This is a genomic window from Spirosoma aerophilum (assembly GCF_054782495.1).
The window spans coordinates 1-18,268 of sequence record NZ_BAAGSJ010000027.1; the positions used below are offsets into that span (position 1 = coordinate 1).

The 18,268-nt window shown below is 52.9% G+C and carries 12 protein-coding genes; 4 read left to right on the plus strand and 8 right to left on the minus strand.

From position 1 onward, the window contains the following. Positions 1-62: 62 nt before the first annotated feature. From ACYVK4_RS26210 to ACYVK4_RS26220, 3 genes are all read right to left on the minus strand, one after another. The gene (locus tag ACYVK4_RS26210; RefSeq protein ID WP_461130534.1) at positions 63-569 is read right to left on the minus strand and encodes a Dps family protein; all 507 of its coding nucleotides are present in this window, start codon (positions 567-569) and stop codon (positions 63-65) included. A gap of 79 nt (positions 570-648) precedes the next feature. Then, positions 649-1,845 (minus strand): L-2-hydroxyglutarate oxidase, encoded by a 1,197-nt coding sequence (lhgO, locus tag ACYVK4_RS26215; RefSeq protein ID WP_461130535.1) that lies wholly within the window; start codon positions 1,843-1,845, stop codon positions 649-651. Between the two features lie 132 nt (positions 1,846-1,977). Further along, positions 1,978-3,237, minus strand: a complete 1,260-nt coding sequence (locus ACYVK4_RS26220; RefSeq protein ID WP_461130536.1) for an anthranilate phosphoribosyltransferase — start codon at positions 3,235-3,237, stop codon at positions 1,978-1,980. Between the two features lie 228 nt (positions 3,238-3,465). Between ACYVK4_RS26220 and ACYVK4_RS26225 the strand changes: the two genes are divergently transcribed. From ACYVK4_RS26225 to ACYVK4_RS26235, 3 genes are all read left to right on the plus strand, one after another. Beyond that, positions 3,466-4,479, plus strand: coding sequence for a hypothetical protein (locus ACYVK4_RS26225; RefSeq protein WP_461130537.1), 1,014 nt, complete (start codon positions 3,466-3,468; stop codon positions 4,477-4,479). A gap of 79 nt (positions 4,480-4,558) precedes the next feature. After that, on the plus strand, positions 4,559-8,125 hold the full coding sequence (locus ACYVK4_RS26230; RefSeq protein ID WP_461130538.1) for an SNF2-related protein: 3,567 nt from the start codon (positions 4,559-4,561) through the stop codon (positions 8,123-8,125). A 125-nt stretch (positions 8,126-8,250) separates the two neighbouring features. After that, the gene (locus tag ACYVK4_RS26235; RefSeq protein ID WP_461130539.1) at positions 8,251-9,387 is read left to right on the plus strand and encodes an ATP-binding protein; all 1,137 of its coding nucleotides are present in this window, start codon (positions 8,251-8,253) and stop codon (positions 9,385-9,387) included. A 218-nt stretch (positions 9,388-9,605) separates the two neighbouring features. Here the strand turns inward: ACYVK4_RS26235 and ACYVK4_RS26240 are convergent, their stop codons facing one another. From ACYVK4_RS26240 to ACYVK4_RS26260, 5 genes are all read right to left on the minus strand, one after another. Then, positions 9,606-10,982, minus strand: a complete 1,377-nt coding sequence (locus ACYVK4_RS26240; RefSeq protein ID WP_461130540.1) for a Gfo/Idh/MocA family protein — start codon at positions 10,980-10,982, stop codon at positions 9,606-9,608. A 131-nt stretch (positions 10,983-11,113) separates the two neighbouring features. Next, positions 11,114-12,280: an alpha/beta hydrolase gene (locus ACYVK4_RS26245; protein WP_461130627.1), complete on the minus strand. Its 1,167-nt coding sequence runs from the start codon at positions 12,278-12,280 to the stop codon at positions 11,114-11,116. 213 nt (positions 12,281-12,493) lie between these two features. Then, complete coding sequence (locus ACYVK4_RS26250) at positions 12,494-14,578, minus strand: beta-galactosidase (protein WP_461130541.1); 2,085 nt, start codon at positions 14,576-14,578, stop codon at positions 12,494-12,496. A gap of 155 nt (positions 14,579-14,733) precedes the next feature. Next, positions 14,734-16,473 (minus strand): FAD-dependent oxidoreductase, encoded by a 1,740-nt coding sequence (locus ACYVK4_RS26255; RefSeq protein ID WP_461130542.1) that lies wholly within the window; start codon positions 16,471-16,473, stop codon positions 14,734-14,736. Positions 16,474-16,622: 149 nt separating this feature from the next. Further along, entirely contained in the window at positions 16,623-17,573 is a 951-nt protein-coding gene (locus ACYVK4_RS26260; protein WP_461130543.1) for a CPBP family intramembrane glutamic endopeptidase, read from the minus strand. 212 nt (positions 17,574-17,785) lie between these two features. Between ACYVK4_RS26260 and ACYVK4_RS26265 the strand changes: the two genes are divergently transcribed. Further along, entirely contained in the window at positions 17,786-18,226 is a 441-nt protein-coding gene (locus ACYVK4_RS26265; RefSeq protein ID WP_461130544.1) for a hypothetical protein, read from the plus strand. Positions 18,227-18,268 lie beyond the last annotated feature (42 nt).

The window sequence follows — 18,268 nt, forward strand, 5'->3', positions numbered from 1 at the left end:
AACGTGGGTGATAACTGCGTATAAGCTAGATTTTAAGCTAATCAACCCATTATTCACGTTAATTAATTCAGGTCCCGTGTGGTTTCGAACAGGAACCACACACGACGTTCGGTCTCGTCGATGTATACTTCGAGCAAGCTGGCGGTGGCTACGTCTTCAGCATCGTCGGCTACTTTGTGGGCGTCGCGCATAGCCTTCGCCATTTTTTTATTCTCGTTCATCAAGTCGACCAGCATGTCTTTGGGGGCCACGAAATCTTCGTCGTTGTCCTTCACCCGCTGCAACTGCGCAATGTGCGCTACCGACCGGATCGTGTTTTCACCCAGTTTCCGGACGCGTTCGGCTAAGGGGTCGATGGTCGCGAAAATCTGTTCGGCCTGCTCATCCAGCAACAAATGATAGTCGCGGAAATGGCGACCCGACATATGCCAGTGGAAATTTTTCGTTTTAATATACAGGGCAAAGGCGTCAGCTACCAGACCATTGACGGCCTCTGCAACTTTTTGTATGCCTTTATCTTTAAGGTCAGATGGAGTATCCAATACCTCTACTTGATGAATCGCTTTCATAAGGGTAGTCAGTTAGTAAGCCGATAGGCGTATACCCTTAAAAAACCCCGCTGACCTGATATTGTTTGTTAAATACCACTTAAAATCGGGCAAGCACTTTCTCGGAAACCGTTTTGCCAATCGATAGCGACGACGTGGCGGCTGGCGAGGGGGCATTGACGACGTTGATAGCCTTATCGCTTTCCAGAATAGCGAAATCATCGAGCAATCCGCCGGTCCTGTCACAGGCCTGCGCCCGGACGCCCGCGCCCCCCGGCTCCAGATCCGACTCCTGAATTTCGGGGATCAGGCCCTGTAAGGCTTTGGTGAAAGCCGCTTTGGAAAATGACCGGTACATTTCGCCCAGACCCGTTTCCCAGTATTTGGCGGCTACTTTCTGGAAGCCCGGCCACGACAGTGTTTCGTAAAACTCTTTCAGATTCACATCTGATTTTTTGTAGCCTTCGCGCTGGAACGCCAGCACAGCATTTGGGCCGGCCTCTACCCCACCGTGAACCATACGCGTAAAGTGAACGCCCAGGAAAGGGAAATTCGGATCAGGGACGGGGTAGATCAAATTTTTGACCAGATACTCTTTCTGCGGCTTAATCTTGAAATACTCCCCCCGGAACGGCACAATGCGTACATCCACAGCTTCGCGCTGGGTGAGCTGAGCAATTTTATCGGAATACAGGCCCGCGCAGTTCACCACCAGTTTCGTTTCGTAGCGGTTCTTGTTCGTAACCACGATGCTCAGGCTATTGCCGGGTGTCACCTGCTCAACACGCTCGTTCAAGCGAATTTCACCGCCCAGTGCCAGAAATTTCTCAGCATATTTGTCGGATACCTGCTTGTAATCGATGATGCCCGTTTGCGGTACGAACATGCCCGCTACGCCCGTCACGTGCGGCTCAATCTCGCGCATCTCGGCCAGCGACAGCTTTTTCAATCCGCCAAGGCCATTGAGCTGCCCCCGTTCGTAGAGGGTATCCAGCTGAGGAAGCTCTTCGGGTTTGGTCGCCACGACAATTTTGCCGCACAGCTCATACGGTATGCCTTCTGCATCGCAAAAGTCGATGAGCATGTGATAGCCCCGTATGCAGTTGGTGGCTTTCAGGCTGCCGGGTTTGTAATATAGTCCGGAGTGTATAACTCCGCTGTTGTGCCCCGTCTGGTGCCGGGCAACGGCAGACTCTTTTTCAATTAAAATAACGGATAAGTTTGGCCGTTGCTGCTTCAACTGAAGCGCGGTGGCTAATCCTACGATGCCCCCGCCAATAATTACTACGTCTGTCATACTTTGTATCTGACAGCAAGATGCTGTCAGCGATGCCTAAGTTCGACAGCCCCGGAATAAGACCGTTTACTGTCGGATACACCTGTCAAATAGTTGAGCCACAAAGGTACAGCTTTCAGGTGAATTGACCCGTTACCGCAGCTGCCCTTCAATCCAGTCCAGACCCCGGCCATATAAGGCGTGAGCAAATCGAACCCGATTGTCGAAATCCGCATTAGCGGTCTGGCCGGTGGTCATAAACTGCTTCACGAGTCGGGCATTGTCCAGGGCTTGCGGCTGCTCGTATTCGGGTTCCGATTCGGTACGATAGGCTGCGAAGGCGGGCATATCGCCCTCGAAATGCTGGAAGAACAAATGACCTTTGGGGGTTCTGACGGCGCACAATACCCCCGTTGCGCGGCTGGTCGACGGGGCCAGGCTCCCTTCCAGACCGCGTTTCAGCACCATAACGGCATCGAATCCGGCCAGCATCGCCAGCTCGGCCATCTTCATCTGGTAGGTGATGTGAAATACCGACGTCACCAGAATCCGGGCATGGCAGGGGTTCAATACTTTTTCGAGGGTAGCCAGAAAGGGACGCTTAATCATCGCATGCCGACGCTCCACCCACTGATTGAGCGCGGGCGACAGGGCTTTCTGGTCCAGCACCCAGCCGTACGACGCCAGGGGTGTATCCAGTTCGTGGTTGCTTTGTAGAAACTGGCAGCCGAGATTCATGTACAGATCGAGGGTGTTGAGCGTAAACTTCGGTCCACCCGACCGGCCTACCATAGAGATAGCCCCGTAGCCCCGTTTCTGGAAAAACTGCGCCAGCAGGGGTGTAATGAGGTAGCTATTCTCGACACCATCAAAAGGTTCGGCCAGTTGGATCAGTGGCCGGTCGGCGCAACTCATCGGACCAAAACCGGGTGAGAACGTCCGTTCGACGGCTCGCATCAGCCCATGATATTCGTCATTCGTTTCGTGCCGGACACGCATAATACTGGCAGCCAGTCCGCGAAACGTCTCGCAGGAGCCATTGCCAAACAGGTAATCCCCCAGTTGTTCAGCTTCGTCGACCTGAAGGTTAGCGCCCCGCACCAGTTTGGTAGCAATATGAAGCAGTCCTTCCGGCAGATCGGGGCAAACTTTATTGATTAGAAACGTCGGATGCGAAAAAGCGCCCTTCCCGATAACCTCTTCCAGCGTCCGTTCGTCGTCGGTTGGTCCTTTGGCCAGCAACGCCCCCAGAAACGCCCCGCGCTGGAGCGGATGAGACGTTGGGTCGGCCAGGGCCACACGACATTCGGCAAGCATTTCGGGGGTGAGCGGCTTACTGCCATACTTACCAATGCCAATGTGTTTGATACCACGCCCAAGCGGGGTACTGGTGGCCGGTACGTCCAGAACCATAAGATTAACTGGTTTAACTGAGAGATAGGGAGTAGGTAAATGTAAGAAAAAAAGGCTGACGATCTAACCGGTTGGCTAGTGAAAATCACCCGGTTGGAGGCTTCTAAGCCATCTTATTGCTAAAGTGTAGTCTATTCGTGTTCCTGTCCAATTTGGTTAATCTAAAAAGGATTAGTTTTGGTAAACTGTACCCTGAATCGTCTTCGTCAATCGTAACTAATCTGTTTAATGGCTTCTCTCCGGCTCTTTCTGACACCTAAAACCGGTTTCTTTATTCTGCTGACGGCACTGCTCATTGGCGTCGAGTTAGTCATAACGCAGACAACCGGTTTCAGCAGGCACCCGGTTGCCCTATCGCTCGGGGTGGTGTTCGATCTGGTGTTCGTCACCACGGGATTGTTTTATTGGCTCGTGGCAAAACCCCTTCAACTCCCCCGCAGCCGAACCATCCTGATCGCAGTTTTGATGCTGCGTCTGGCGTCGTTCATACTGCCTAAAGGCACTTTCCTACCAAACCAGTTCTGGCCAATCTTGTTGGTACTAATTGAGGTAGTGGTGCTCTCGATAGCTGGTTTTCGAATCCGAACGATTGTACAGACCTACCGACGGTTACGTCCTCAAGCGGATATAGAAACAGCCTGGCAAGAAAGCCTGGCGGCCGTTTTTGGTCGTAAAGCGGCTGCTATTATTCTGGGCGAGGGCCTTACGCTCTATTATGTAGTGGTGGGCTGGCGGCTCAAGGCGGACGTCCCGCCGGGTTCAACAGTACTAACCACGCATCGTCAATCAGGACAAATCGCGCTGGTAGTTAGCCTACTGATGGTTGGTGTGATCGAAACAGTTGGCCTCCATGTGCTGCTGAACCGCTGGAATCCATCGGTGGCGTTCTGGATAACCCTGACCAGTGTCTATGGTTTGTTGTTCTTCATCGCCGATATGATCGCCACCGTCAAGCGACCTTCGTATCTGACCGACACACATCTTCACCTCCGGTTGGGGGTACGCTGGCGGGCCGTTATTCCGCATTCGGCACTAGTTGATGTCAAACGAATTCATGAAAAGCCGGCCAAACAACCCGGTCAACTCAACGGGGCATTTTTGACGGCACCTACTATTTTACTGAGCTTCAGCGAACCCATTTGCTTTCACGGACCTTATGGGTTGAAGAAACAGATTAGTCAATTTAGTTTTTGTGTGGATAATCCCGATTCATTCGTTCACTTATTACTGACATGTGCCTGATTGGCCCATCGGCAGCCGAACGAACGCTGGCTAATTGCCCAATCAACTATTTTTACGACGAAATTATCAATTCGGTAATATGGCGGAACGAATCACCTACGGCAAAACATGGTGGGGACAACAATGGCTCAATGCGCTGACCAGCATTGACATGGCGAACCGTTTGCCGCGGGGTAAAACTTACGCAAACAAAGGAGCGGTGCAGGGGCTGTCCATTTCCCAGAACCAGATCAGTGCGTCGATTAAAGGAAATGCACCCCGGCCCTATAAATCGAAATTGTCGGTACCCTTATTCACCGAATCGGAGAAAGAGTCGCTGCTAACCGAGGTTCGCGAGAACCCAGCCACGCTGGCACAGCTCCTGAACCGCCAGCTCCCCCCTGAACTAACCGAATTTGCCGAAACGAGCGACATTCAGCTGTTTCCGCATTCGTTTCGGGACTTGGCCATGGGTTGCTCCTGCCCCGACGAAGCCGTGCCCTGCAAGCACCTGGCCGCGGTTATTTATACGATTGCCAATGAAATTGACCGGAATCCGTTCCTGGTTTTTCAGTTGAAAGGCCTCGACATTCTGAGTGAGTTACAGAAATTTCAGGTGGAAGGCATTCAGGGCGCGCTCGAAACGGTTCTGTCGTTCAAAGACATTGGTACCGACGACCTGCCCGACGATGAGGACTGGAAACCCGACGAGAAGGCGCAGGCCAATCTGGACTTCGCCACCATTCCACCATTGACCGATCAGCTTTTAGGGCTGCTGTCTACCGACGTCACCTTCACCAAGGGCGACTTCCATAAATCGCTGGCGCGGGCGTACAAGCTCTTCAGCAAGCCCGTCGAAGTCGACAAAGTGCTCCTCAACGAACAACGCAATACCACCAGCGTACCGGCCTTCAGCGACAGCATTGAGCTACAGCTCGATGAGGTGATGACCGTCAAAAAGATTAATATGTTCAGCGAGCATGGCGAACCTCGGTCCATTCCCGGTTTCGACATGAGCGACCTGATGGCCTGGCTCAACACCCTCACCGAAGCCGACTGGGCCGAAATGAGCGATTCGGTCCGGGGTCTGTACCTAACCATGCAGTTTGCAGCCGCGCTGCTGCGCCGGGGGGCTGTGGTGCCCCAGCTCCTGCGCGTGGGGCCAACAGAAGAACAGTACCGGGTTCGATGGCTTCCGGCCACGCTTAACGAAACGGTGAAACGCCAGACCGACCTGCTGGCCAGGCAACTGCCGCCCACGCTGCTCACGGTGCGTTGGCAAAAGGAATGGCTGGCCCTGCCCGATGAGCAGCAGGTGCTAACCCTTTGTTCGTTGTTCCTGCGCCGGGCCATCAAACCCGCCACCGTTGAACTTTGGGAGCGCTGGCCGCTGGAAGATGCCGACCGTCTTTTCTTCGGCGTCGAAACAATCCGTTTTGAAGGCTTCGGCCGGAAGGAAATGCCCCTGGCGATGCAGCTGTGGGTCAATGACTTCTTCCTGACCCATAAGCGGTTCGTACCGATTCTGGCGGTGGAGGATAGTGAACTGGGCGATGAATTCCGGTTGAGTTTGCTCATCCGCGACCGCGAAGCCCCCACCATCAACGGCGCACCGACCGCACCCATCCCCCTACCCGACCTGCTCGATAAAGGCGTCAACGGCATCGACCGGCATCAGCGTATTCGGATGGCTGTTTTGCAGGATTTGCTGGTGTTGGCACGGCACTTCCCCGATCTGGCGAAACTGACCAAAACGGGTGGCCCGGCCTATCTGTCCTATACACCCGAACAGTTTGTGAAAGTGCTGCTGGAACAACTGCCCCGGATGCAACTGCTGGGCATTGCGCTGCTGTTACCAAAGTCGCTCCAGCACTGGGTACGGCCACAGGCGGGCGGACGGCTCAAGGCTAAAGTTACGGCCAACACCGCGTTTATGCGCCTGGACGATATGCTGACGTTCGACTGGCAGATTGCCCTCGGCAGCGACATGGTGAGCGTGAAAGAGTTTCAGAAGCTGGTAGGCCGCACAACGGGGCTGGTCAAAATCAAAGACCAGTACGTGCTCGTTGACCCAACGGAGTTGAACAAGCTTTACAAACAACTCGAAAATCCACCCGAATTAACCGGTACAGAACTGCTCCGGGCGGCTCTGTCGGAAGAGTTCCGGGGCAACCGGGTTGGCTTGACGGCCGACGTACGCGAGCTCGTCCGTCAGTTTACCGAGAGTGAATCGCAGCCCCTGCCCGATTCGCTGGATGCTACCCTCCGCCCCTACCAGCAACGCGGTTACGACTGGCTTGTCAAGAACACCGCCCTCGGCATGGGCAGCCTGCTGGCCGACGATATGGGGTTGGGTAAGACTCTCCAAGTCATTGCACTGCTGCTCAAATTCAAACAGGAAGGCCGGTTTAAGAAACAAAAAGGTCTGGTAGTACTGCCCACGACTCTGTTGACCAACTGGCAAAAGGAAATTGCCCGATTCGCCCCCGAGTTACAGGCCCGAATTTACCACGGCTCCAACCGCAAGCTCCCTACCGAACGCAATGGCGAGTATGACCTGTTGCTGACGACCTACGGCGTTATCCGCAGCGATTTGAACGAACTCAAGAAAATAACCTGGGCGGTCGTCGTCATCGACGAAGCCCAGAACATCAAGAACGCTGATACCGAACAGACGAAAGCCGTTAAATCGCTCAAATCGCCCATTCGCATTGCATTGAGCGGTACGCCGGTCGAAAACCGGCTGTCGGAGTTCTGGAGCATCATGGACTTTGTGAACAAGGGGTATCTGGGCGGGCTGACCAAATTCAATGAGGAATTTGGCAAGCCGATCCAGCAGGAGCGCGATCACCAGAAACTCGACCAGTTCCGACGTATTACAAGCCCGTTCCTGCTACGTCGCGTCAAAACCGACCGTACCATCATCAGCGACCTGCCCGACAAGATCGAGACCAACCAGTTCTGCGCCCTCACTACCGAGCAGGCCGTGTTGTACGAAAGTGTGGTACAGGAGAGTTTGCGGGCCATTGAAGAGAAAGACGGCATTGCCCGCCGGGGTCTGGTGCTGAAACTCATGACGGCCCTCAAGCAGATTGGTAACCACCCGCATCAGTACCTCAAGAAAGGCAATGCAGCCCCATCGCTGTCCGGCAAGGCGACGCTATTACTTAGCCTGCTCGAAACGATTTACGCTAACCACGAGAAGGTCTTGATCTTCACCCAGTACAAAGAAATGGGCGAGCTGCTGACCCAATTCATTCAGCAGACGTTTGGGGCGCAACCGTTGTTTCTGCACGGTGGCACCTCCCGGCCCGAACGCGACCGCATGGTGGAGCAGTTTCAGCGCAATCGAAGCGACCACACGTTCATCCTGTCGCTCAAGGCGGGCGGTACGGGGCTTAACCTGACCCAGGCCAACCACGTCATTCACTTCGATCTATGGTGGAACCCGGCGGTCGAATCGCAGGCCACCGACCGCGCTTTCCGTATCGGGCAGACCAAAAATGTCATGGTCTACCGGCTCATGAACCAGGGCACGCTGGAAGAGAAAATTGACGCCATGATCCGGTCCAAACGCGAACTCGCCGACCTCAGCATCAAAACCGGCGAAACCTGGCTCGGCGATCTAAGCGACGATGAGTTGAAGGAACTGGTGAGTTTGGGGTGATATATTGCCGTGCGGGCAGTACATAGTCGTAAACTGATAAGACCACACGAAGCAGCAAAAACTGTTAATTCCGGGGGTTTAGCCAACGAATTACTATTAATTTGCGGGATAAACCCACGGAATTAATGAAAACGCTGATAGAGCGAAGTATTCAGCCACTGATTGGCTCTCAGCTTCGATCAAACAAGGTCATTCTGCTTGTTGGTGCCAGGCGGGTTGGTAAAACGGTCCTGATGACCCAATTGGCAGAATCTTTTGACGGATCTACACTACTACTCAATGGGGATGATCTTAGTACGGCCGAATTACTCAATGACCGGCGTGTAGCCAGCTATAAACGCTGGCTTGGTAATACGGAGCTTCTGCTCATTGATGAAGCCCAAGTGATTCCTGACGTGGGTCGTTCATTAAAGCTTCTCATCGACTCGTTTCCTTCGCTGACCATCTTTGCGACTGGATCGTCGTCGTTCGATCTGACAAATCGGGCAGGCGAACCGCTGGTGGGCAGGCTGCTCACGCATACGCTTTTCCCGTTAGCCCAACTCGAACTATCAGCTACGGAAACTTTCCTTCAAACACGGGACCATCTTCCCGAACGAATGATTTTTGGTAGTTATCCGGACGTGGTAACTATGGAGGATACAAACGACCGAATCGATTACTTGAAAAGTATGGTGTCGTCTTATCTGCTAAAGGATATTCTCCTGTTTGAACAGGTTCGGAATTCGCATAAAATGCGGCAACTACTCCAACTAATTGCCTATCAAGTAGGTAGCGAAGTGTCAAACGATGAATTAAGTCGCCAGTTGCAGATTGATCGTAGTACGGTAGTTCGCTACCTTGATTTGTTCACCAAAGTATTCATTCTCTTTCGACTAGGCGGCTACAGTAATAATCTACGCAAGGAAGTCACGAAATCATCAAAATGGTACTTCTTTGACAATGGCATTCGCAATGCGCTGATCAACAACTTTAGCCTACCCTCTCAGCGAAATGATATGGGGGCTTTATGGGAAAATTATCTGGTGTCGGAACGTCTTAAGCGCAACGCGTATTTGCGAAGTCAGGCAATACCCTATTTCTGGCGTACCTATGATCAGCAGGAGCTTGATTGGGTGGAAGAAACTAATGGTCAGCTAAGTGCTTTTGAGATGAAATGGAATACAAATCGCGTTCGTTTCCCTAAAGCGTTTCAAAGCGCTTATCCAGACGCTTCGCTGTCGGTTGTAAATCCGGACAACTACCTGGATTTTATCTCCTGATATGGTATCAACCTGAAAGAGTTGGTAAGCTTGGGCGATATGTCGACGTGGGGGCAGGTTCTCAAACCTGCCCGGAAAGGTTTCTCAAAACCGTTAGGTTTTGAGAAACCTCACATGTCGGGTATAAGTACCCGACAACACAGGCAATATAAGTACCTACCATCCACCCGACCGGGACGGTCGCCGGCCGACGCTCGGTACTACACTTACTACACCCACTACACTTTCTTAGGATCAGGGTGGGTATATGGATTTCGGTAATCCCGTGCCAGCATTTTAGTGGCTTCTTTGTCGCCGACGACTTCGCGCTTGACGGGGTCGTACACCATGGGGCGGCCGGTTTTCATGGCCATATTGGCCAGAATGCAGCTTGCCGTTGAGATGTGTCCCTGCTCAATGTCGGCGACGGGGCGGCTGTTCTTTTCGATAGCATCCAGGAAATTGAGCATGTGCAGACGCGTGGCCGGGGCTGCGTTCAACTCAATCTTCGGCGTGGTATCTTCCGTAACGTCTTCCGGGTACTTCTCTTTTTCGTAGAGCACATCGAAGTGAATTTTCTCCCCTTTTCCGTCCGGTATGAAGTCACACTGCATGGTACTGCCCCATAGGGTACCTTTCTCGCCATAGAGCGTGAACGACCAGGGGTAATCCGGATTGTTAGCCGTTCCCCAGGTTTTATGGTGCCATACGCAGTTCAGATCGTCATATTCAAATATGGCCGACTGGGTGTCCGAAATGTTCGATTTGCCTTCTTTCTGCACGTAAATACCACCGTGAGATGTGATCCGCTTTGGCCAGCCCAGACCCAGCATCCAGCGAACGGTATCGAGCATGTGTACACACATATCGCCCGTAATGCCATTGCCATATTCCATGAATGTCCGCCACCAGCGCACATGGGGTAAACCATCGTATGGGCGCAACGGAGCCGGACCGGTCCACATTTCATAATCCAGAAAATCGGGCACAGGCTGTACCGGCGGGTTACCATTATTCCGCATGTGCAGGTCGCAGGACATTTCTACATGCGATATTTTACCGAGCAGTCCGGCATCGACAATTCGCTTTTTGGCATCGATCAGGTGGGGGGTGCTTTTGCGCTGGGTGCCCACCTGTACCACCTTGTTGTATTTGCGAGCGGCTGCTACCATCGCTTCGCCTTCCATCACGTCCACGCTAATCGGTTTCTGCACATACACGTGCGAGCCCGCTTTCACGCAGTCGATCATCTGAAGCGCATGCCAGTGGTCGGGGGTTCCGATGAGCACGATGTCCATCTGGTTTTCGGCCAGCATTTTTTTATAATCGCCGTACAGTTTAGGCGTCTTACCCGATTTCTGCCGCTGACTTACCAATTTGGCAGCACCCGCCAGCATGTTTTTATCGACATCACAGAGAGCAACCACCTCTACGGGCGCCACCTGAATAAGGCGAAGCAAATCACTTTTACCATACCAGCCCGTACCGATCAGGCCAACCCGGTAGGCTTTAGGCGGGTTAATGAGATCCATCCCCCTCGCCCCAAAGGCCGAAAGAGCAAGCGAGGCAGTGGTGCCCTGTATAAAACGACGACGGTTGATATTGAAAATATCCATGCGAATTAAGGTTTTTCAGACGGCAAAGCCGGGGGTTTAGGGTAAAAGAATCACGATTTACAGACTTAGGAAACTGGGGACTAAATACTAAATACAAGCAGGCTCATATACTACTATAGAATGTCGACAGCTTATTTCAATAAAGCCATCACGGCATCATCACCCATCACAGCACGGGCAGGGCGGGGGTGAGCCGCATCGAAAACGGCTAAATCCGAAGGGCTAAGCTGTTTGTTTGGCGTTTCGTCAATTTGGCCGTCTTTGAGAATCAGATTCAGATCCAGCTTTAATTCTTTTGCCAGAAACCGGTAGGCTGCCGCCCGCTTGCTGGGACCGTAATCGTGGCCTTCTGTCGGTAAGTGTACATTTTCGATCCGGTCTTTGGCACCGTAATAGCCATAGATGGTCTGGATATACGGGAACTCCACGTCCGGTGTGTTCTTGGTCCAGTCTTTCCCGTCCGAAATCAAAATCATGGGTCGGGGTGCGGCCAGTGCGGCCAGCTCTACATTGCTGGTCTGGTGCGTAGGACGCTTATGAATCGGCATGCCACTCTCGCAGGTGCAGCCGCCGAAAAAGTACGCCGACACCATCACTACGGGCACCGATACCTTGATTCGCTGGTCGAGGGCGGTGAGTAAAAACGTCTGCGTCCCTCCACCCGATTCGCCCGACATGGCCACCCGGTTTTTGTCTACTTCGGGCAGACTGGTCAGGAAATCTAACGCCCGTATGCCATTCAGGGTTTGCAGTTTCAGGGCTTCGGAAATTTTGTGTGCCGATTGTTTCGAATCGCCGTAGCCAAGCATGTCGTACACAAAGACCACGGCACCCATGCGGGCCATGGTAGCGCACCGCTGCTGGGTCTGCTCCACAAAACGGGCATCTTCTTTGGGCGTATGACCGTGTGGACACAAAACGGCCGGCATTTTGCCGCTGTAGGTCAGGGGTTTGTATAGGTTACCTGTCACGAACAAGCCCGGCAGACTCTCGAAATACACGTTTTCGACCGTGTAGCCGTTCAACTTTTTCAGGCTATGCCTAACGGGTTGAAGCGGGGCAAACCGGGGTTTGTCGGGCAATTGCATCCCATCGCGCAGCCCCTGCCGAATGAGTTTGGCGCGGGCCTCCCAACTGGCGCGGTCGTGGTGCGTTTTAGCGAACGCCGTCAAAGCTGCCGCGCCTTCTGGCTCAGTAAAATACGCACCCTGACATAAATCGGGTCGAGCCGGATTAGGTTGCGCAACGGCAGATATTGCGCCCACCAGATAGGGAATGACAAGCAATCGGAGGTTCATGGCATGTACTAATTGTATTGAAAGCATAGACGGTCCGTCGTGCAGCACGAAGGCCACAAAGCCGGGTATCCATCGCCTGTTTTCATACGTATTGAGTTGAAACAAAACCAAAAGATGCCTCAGATAAACTCTTACTCCATAACCGCTTAACGGATAGCGTAATTTTTAAAGCGTGATGTGAAGTAGCCTAAATATGTGGGACCCAACATTGCTTTAATTCTCCTCCACAATCTTCACATCCCACGCGCCCAGCTTCAGCGCTGCGTTTTTCGGTGCAGACTCGCCGGATAACAACTCCTTCCCGTTCGCATGGGGATAGCTGACAGAAGCGGGTACGGATGAGTAGTTGAAATAATAGTGAACGGCTTTCCCCTGTTGGTTAACGCCCGATTTCGTAATTAGCGGAAAGGTCAGTTGCTGGTCGATGCCCCATACACTGGCTTTTTTGGCGGCATCCTGCAGGACTTTCTGGAGGACGGCATCGCTCGTGAGGCAGCCAATGTAGGTCGCCAGGCCTTTGCCGAAGGTATTTTGGGTAATGGCTGCATACTGGCCCCAAACCGGGTGGTCGTAATAGGCCAGTACCTTGGCAGTAGTTGGCGTTAGTAGCTCCATCCAGGTATTGACCGTGTTGTTCTCTTTTCCAACCTGAAAGGGGTCGTTCTTCAGCGAAACCTGCCGGGGAATGGTAAACTGCGAATACGAAATACCGCAGGCTTCACTAATGATACCCGGCTGGCGTGTGGTTCGCACTTTGACGTTTTCGTCCGAAAAACCACTCTTGAGCGTGTATACCACATGTCCGCCATTTTTCACGAACAGGTTCAGCCGTTCCAGCAGCGCATCGGAAGCAGCATACAGGGCCGGTACGACAATTAATTTGTACTGCTCCAGATTCGTGCTCGACGGGTCGACAAAATCAACGCCAATGTTCATCTTATAGAGCGCATCGTACATCGGCCGCACTATATCATTGTACTTTTCACGAGCACCCCAGCCAAAACTAAACGCGTTGAAGCCCGTTAAGGCCACGTTACTGAAGAGGATAGCGACCGAGTTGGTTTTCTTTATGTTCACTAATTTCGGGCTGAGTCGGGCGAAATCCTTCCCGATGGTTTTAGCTTCGTTGTAGGTCGGGTTGGGTTCAAAATCGTGGCTCAAAAGCCCTTTCCAATACGTCTCGGCCGAGTTATGGATGGAGTGCCAATGCCAGTATTCGAGCATGGCCGCCCCCGACGCCAGGTGGCTGAACGCCTGCAGCCGCAACTGCCCCGGATAGGGCACCCACTGCGGAAAACCCTGCGCTTCGGTTTCCAGTACCAGATAGCTTTTGCCGGACTTCATGGACCGGGTCACGTCGCCCCCGAATGATATTTCGATACCCGTCAACTGGTCCTGCGTGGGGTGATAGATATCGATACCCGCAATGTCCAGCGCTTTCGCTGCGGCAAAATGATCCACATCGGGCTGGATACCGTACGAATACCCGCGCCATTCGAGGTCAAAATTCTGCGTCACGAACTGGCCGGGCTTTTTGTATTCATTGACCATGGCCGTTTGCCAGGCCAGATAGTCCGTTACCAGTTTCCGCTGGAAAGTCGCGAACTCAGCTGCCAGACTGGCGTTGATCGTGCCTACTGTCGATGGGAAATCCTCCCAGGTATTGATCCGGTTGCTCCAGTAGTCGAGGCCATAGATCTTATTGATCACGTCCAGTGACTTGTACTTGTCCTTCATGTAGGCCACGAAGAGTTTTTGTACAGCCGGGCCTGTGGTGTTATAGGCTTTCGTTTCGTTGTCGACCTGATACCCAATGATGGCCGGGTGGTCTTTCACGTGTTTCATAATCGCCCGGATCACCTGCTCGGCATGCGTCCGGAAGTGCGGGTTGCTGATGTCCATGTTCTGACGCGGTCCGTACTGATTCTGCCCCTGCGGGGTGATAGCCAGAACATCGGGGTATTTGCGCACCAGCCAGGTCGGCACCGCGTAGGTCGGCGTACCCACGATGACCTGAATATTTGCCCTGTGCATGGCATTCAGCACCCGGTCGATGTGGGTAAAGTCGAACGTTCCCTCCTGCGGTTCCACGGTGCTCCATGTCGACTCGGCAATGCGGACTACGTTGATGCCCGCATCTTTCATCATGGCGATGTCCTTGTCCAGCCGGTCGTAAGGCATGTATTCGTCATAATAAGCCACGCCAAAGAGAAGCTTGTCGAGTTTAGGCCCCTGCGCCCGCACGAGGCTGGTCAGGCACAGAAGAATGGGAAGCAGGGCTAGCAGACGATTGGTCATGAATAATCGGTTTGTATGTCAAAGTTACGGTTTAACCGTTGCTAATTGTCCAGCCGGATTATTAGGATGGTATAACAAACCCCTAAATCCCCTGAAGGGGACTTTGCCCGCACTTAAATAGAGTCTCCTTCAGGGGATTTAGGGGTTTCAAGCTATCACCGTTTCAAATCGCCCCGCTTCAATGCCTTCACCGCATAATCGGCGGCTCGCGCAGACAGGGCCATGTAGGTGAGCGACGGGTTCTGACAAGGCGAGGAGGTCATGGAAGCGCCGTCGGTGCAGAATACGTTTTTGACAATATGGTGCTGGTTGAACTTGTTGAAGACCGAATTTTGAGGGGATGTTCCCATGCGGGCGGTACCCATTTCGTGGATGCTCAAGCCCGGATGCGCCTGGGCATCGAAGCCGTCTATATTTGAAAAACCAGCTTTTTCCAGCATCAGAACGGCTTGCTCCTGCGCATCTTTCCGCATCAGGGTCTCGTTCTCCCGATAATGAACGTCCATTTTCAGGACGGGCTGTCCCCACTTGTCCTTCACCTCATCCGTCAGATACACGCGATTGTCTTCGTAAGGCATGCATTCGCCGAAAGCATCGAGCGTTATTTTCCAGTCACCGAATTGCGTGGCTTTCTCTTTAAAATCAGCACCGAACCCTTCGTCGTGGTAGGCGTGGTCCCAGTTTTCGCGGTTGGTGTACACTTCAAAGCCGTACCCCCGGGTAAAGGGTTGCTTTGGCTGCCCCGGCAGGTTTCGAAAACGGGGAATATACAGCCCGGCCGGATGCCGACCGTAGTAGTATTTATCCAGGTCGTGTTCATAATCGGCGGTGGCTCCCACATGGAAGTGGTGGTCCATAAGGTTGCGCCCCAACTGCCCGCTGTCGTCCATCCCGTTCGGAAACCGGTTCGATTTGGAGTTCATCAGAATGTAGGTCGATCCCAGCGCCGAGGCATTCAGGAAAATAACGCTGGCCTTAAACTCATGCCATTCGTGCGTTTGCTCGTCGATGACCCGAACGCCCGTAGCTCGACCCGTTTTCTCATCATAGACGATGGAATTGACAATAGAATGCGGCCGGACGGTGAGCCGTTTGGTTCGTCGGGCAGCTGGCAACGTCGCCGACTGGGTGCTGAAATACGCGCCGTAGGGACAGCCACGCATGCATAAGTTTCGAAACTGGCATTTGGCCCGCCCCAGACTGGTCTGCTCTTTCGTAGGTGCGGTCAGGTGAGCCGCTCGGGCCGAAATCACCTTCCGGTCGGGAAACAGTCCGTTGACCGTTTTACGCAAATGCGCTTCCACGCAGTTGTCCGGCAGGGCGGGCTGAAACTGGCCGTCGGGCAGGTGCGGCAAGCCGTCGCGATCACCGGCGATACCGGCAAACTTCTCGACATAATCGTACCAGGGTGCAATGTCCTTGTAGCGAATGGGCCAGTCGGTAGCGATGCCTTCTTTGGCGTTGGCTTCAAAGTCGAGGTCAGAAAAACGAAACGAATACCGGCCCCACATCAGCGACTTACCGCCCACATGATAGCCCCGAATCCAGTCGAACGGCTTCTCTTCGACATACGGGTTTTCCAGATCGTTGACGAAGTGCTGGTGGGTAGCCTCCGTAATCGTAAATCCCGTTCGGTTCTGCACCGGGTATTTTTTCAGCTCATCCAACGGCATAGCCTGATTGCGGTGCGGAAAATCCCACGGATTTAGGGTAGCCGTGTGGTAATCCGACACGTGCTCGATCATGCGCCCCCGTTCGAGCAGCAGCACATTCAATCCTTTTTCGCTCAGCTCCTTCGCCGACCACCCGCCACTAATACCGGAGCCAACAACGATGGCATCGAACTTCTTGCCGGATGGAATGGGGGGCTGGGGGAATTGGTTTGAGTAGGTCATGATAAATGAACGTTTTATTTTAAACGCAAAGGCGCAGAGGAAAGCGCAACGTACGCAAAGAAATTACATAATGTCTATTCCGGTCGCGGTTTACAGATACATCAACCATTCCGATCGTTGACACAATATCCCACGCCCTTCAGGAAAATTCAACGGCTTGCCCCCTGCAAAAACGCGGCAATTTCCATACCCCACGCAATGCCGATGTGAATGAGCAGACCACCCCAGATGCTTCGGGTACTCAGCGCCAGAACCCCCAGTAAATAGCCGCCGAACAATGACGATACCGCTTCGCCCAGTGGCCGGCCAAAGTGGATGGAACAATACCAGACCACCATGGGCAATACAGCTCCACCACCTAAAACTCGGCCCGGCCTGGATTGGCTCATGCCGATCACGAGGAAGCCCCGAAAGAGCAGTTCCGTTGGGACAAAATCCCATCCGTAGCAAAGCTCATAGACGAGCGCGGTTACCCACTCGGGCACCCCGAAAAACTCGTTGGCGTTGGTATCGTGATAGGTCGGGTAGGATTGTAAAAAGTCGGGTTGGAACGACGCCAGCGTAATGAGCGGAATCATCAGCGCCAGCATGATTGCATAGAGAACCAGCCCCTTTTTCTTGGGAGCCATCCCGTAAAAATTGCTGGGGTATGGGTCTAGGAGTTTATAAAACAGGTATAACGGCAGCACAATCGTCAGCACCGATTGCAGGTTATGCAGGCAGTAGTAAGCAAATACATAAATCTGACCGTCGAACAGTTGACGACTCCAATCGCTGTGCCCGTAAAAACCGGCGTAGATCGAGTAGCAAATCAGGGCCGTTCCGCTGCGGAACCAGAACGCCCGGTTGCGCCAGATATCGGGCCGGTTGTGAAAATACGTCCATAGCCCAACGCTGCCATAATAGGCGGTAGCATACAGGCAAAAATACAGCACCGGCCAAACGGGTTTTCCCTGATGTGCGTCGATATAGCGGTCCTCCAGATCAACGTAATAGTTGATGGTAAGCAGCAATGCCGCCCAAAGTGCGGTGGCGATGTAGAGATCAGGTCGGAAGTCGGTGCGCAGGTGGTCGCGCAGGTCGTGCCAGAGGGCTTTCATGTACTAATCATGAGAATAGGCTTGGCGTTCTCTACCCGATCTTTACCCGCTAAAGGCAGACAACAGGGCTTTGTTCGTCAATCAGGTAAACAAGCGATTTTTGTCCGCATGAATTAAAAGGAATTTATCCGGATAAATACGGGATATTTCCCCTTGTTTCAACATAGGTTCAGTAGAGTCCTTTACACAAACTCTCACCGAATCAATTTAGCATGAAAAATCGCACTGTACTGCTTGCCCTGACTACGTTACTCATGGCTTCATTCGTTCATGCCCAAACTACCCCGCGCTCAATGGCTAAGCTTGGCGAGGAGGTTCATGTTTGGGCTTACCCGGTTAAAGCTGGTAAACAGAAGCAGTACGAACACTTCGTACACGACATCTTTTGGCCGGGTGCAAAGAAATTATCGGCAGCGGAACAACGGGTATTTAGGCAAACACGGGTGATGCACCCGACGAAAGCAAATGCCGATGGAACTTTCACTTACCTGTTCATTATGGACCCTTACATTAAAGGTGGTGACTATGATATTGAGTCGCTCATAAAGAAGATGTACGGCCCCAAACAGGGTACGGAGCATTACAAACTTTTTAGTGGTGCGGTCGTAACCGGCAAAGAGATCGGCTATCAGGCCACACAGTCGAAGGATTGACGTAAGCTATAATTAGTCATTATGATACGTCCACCTGCTCGG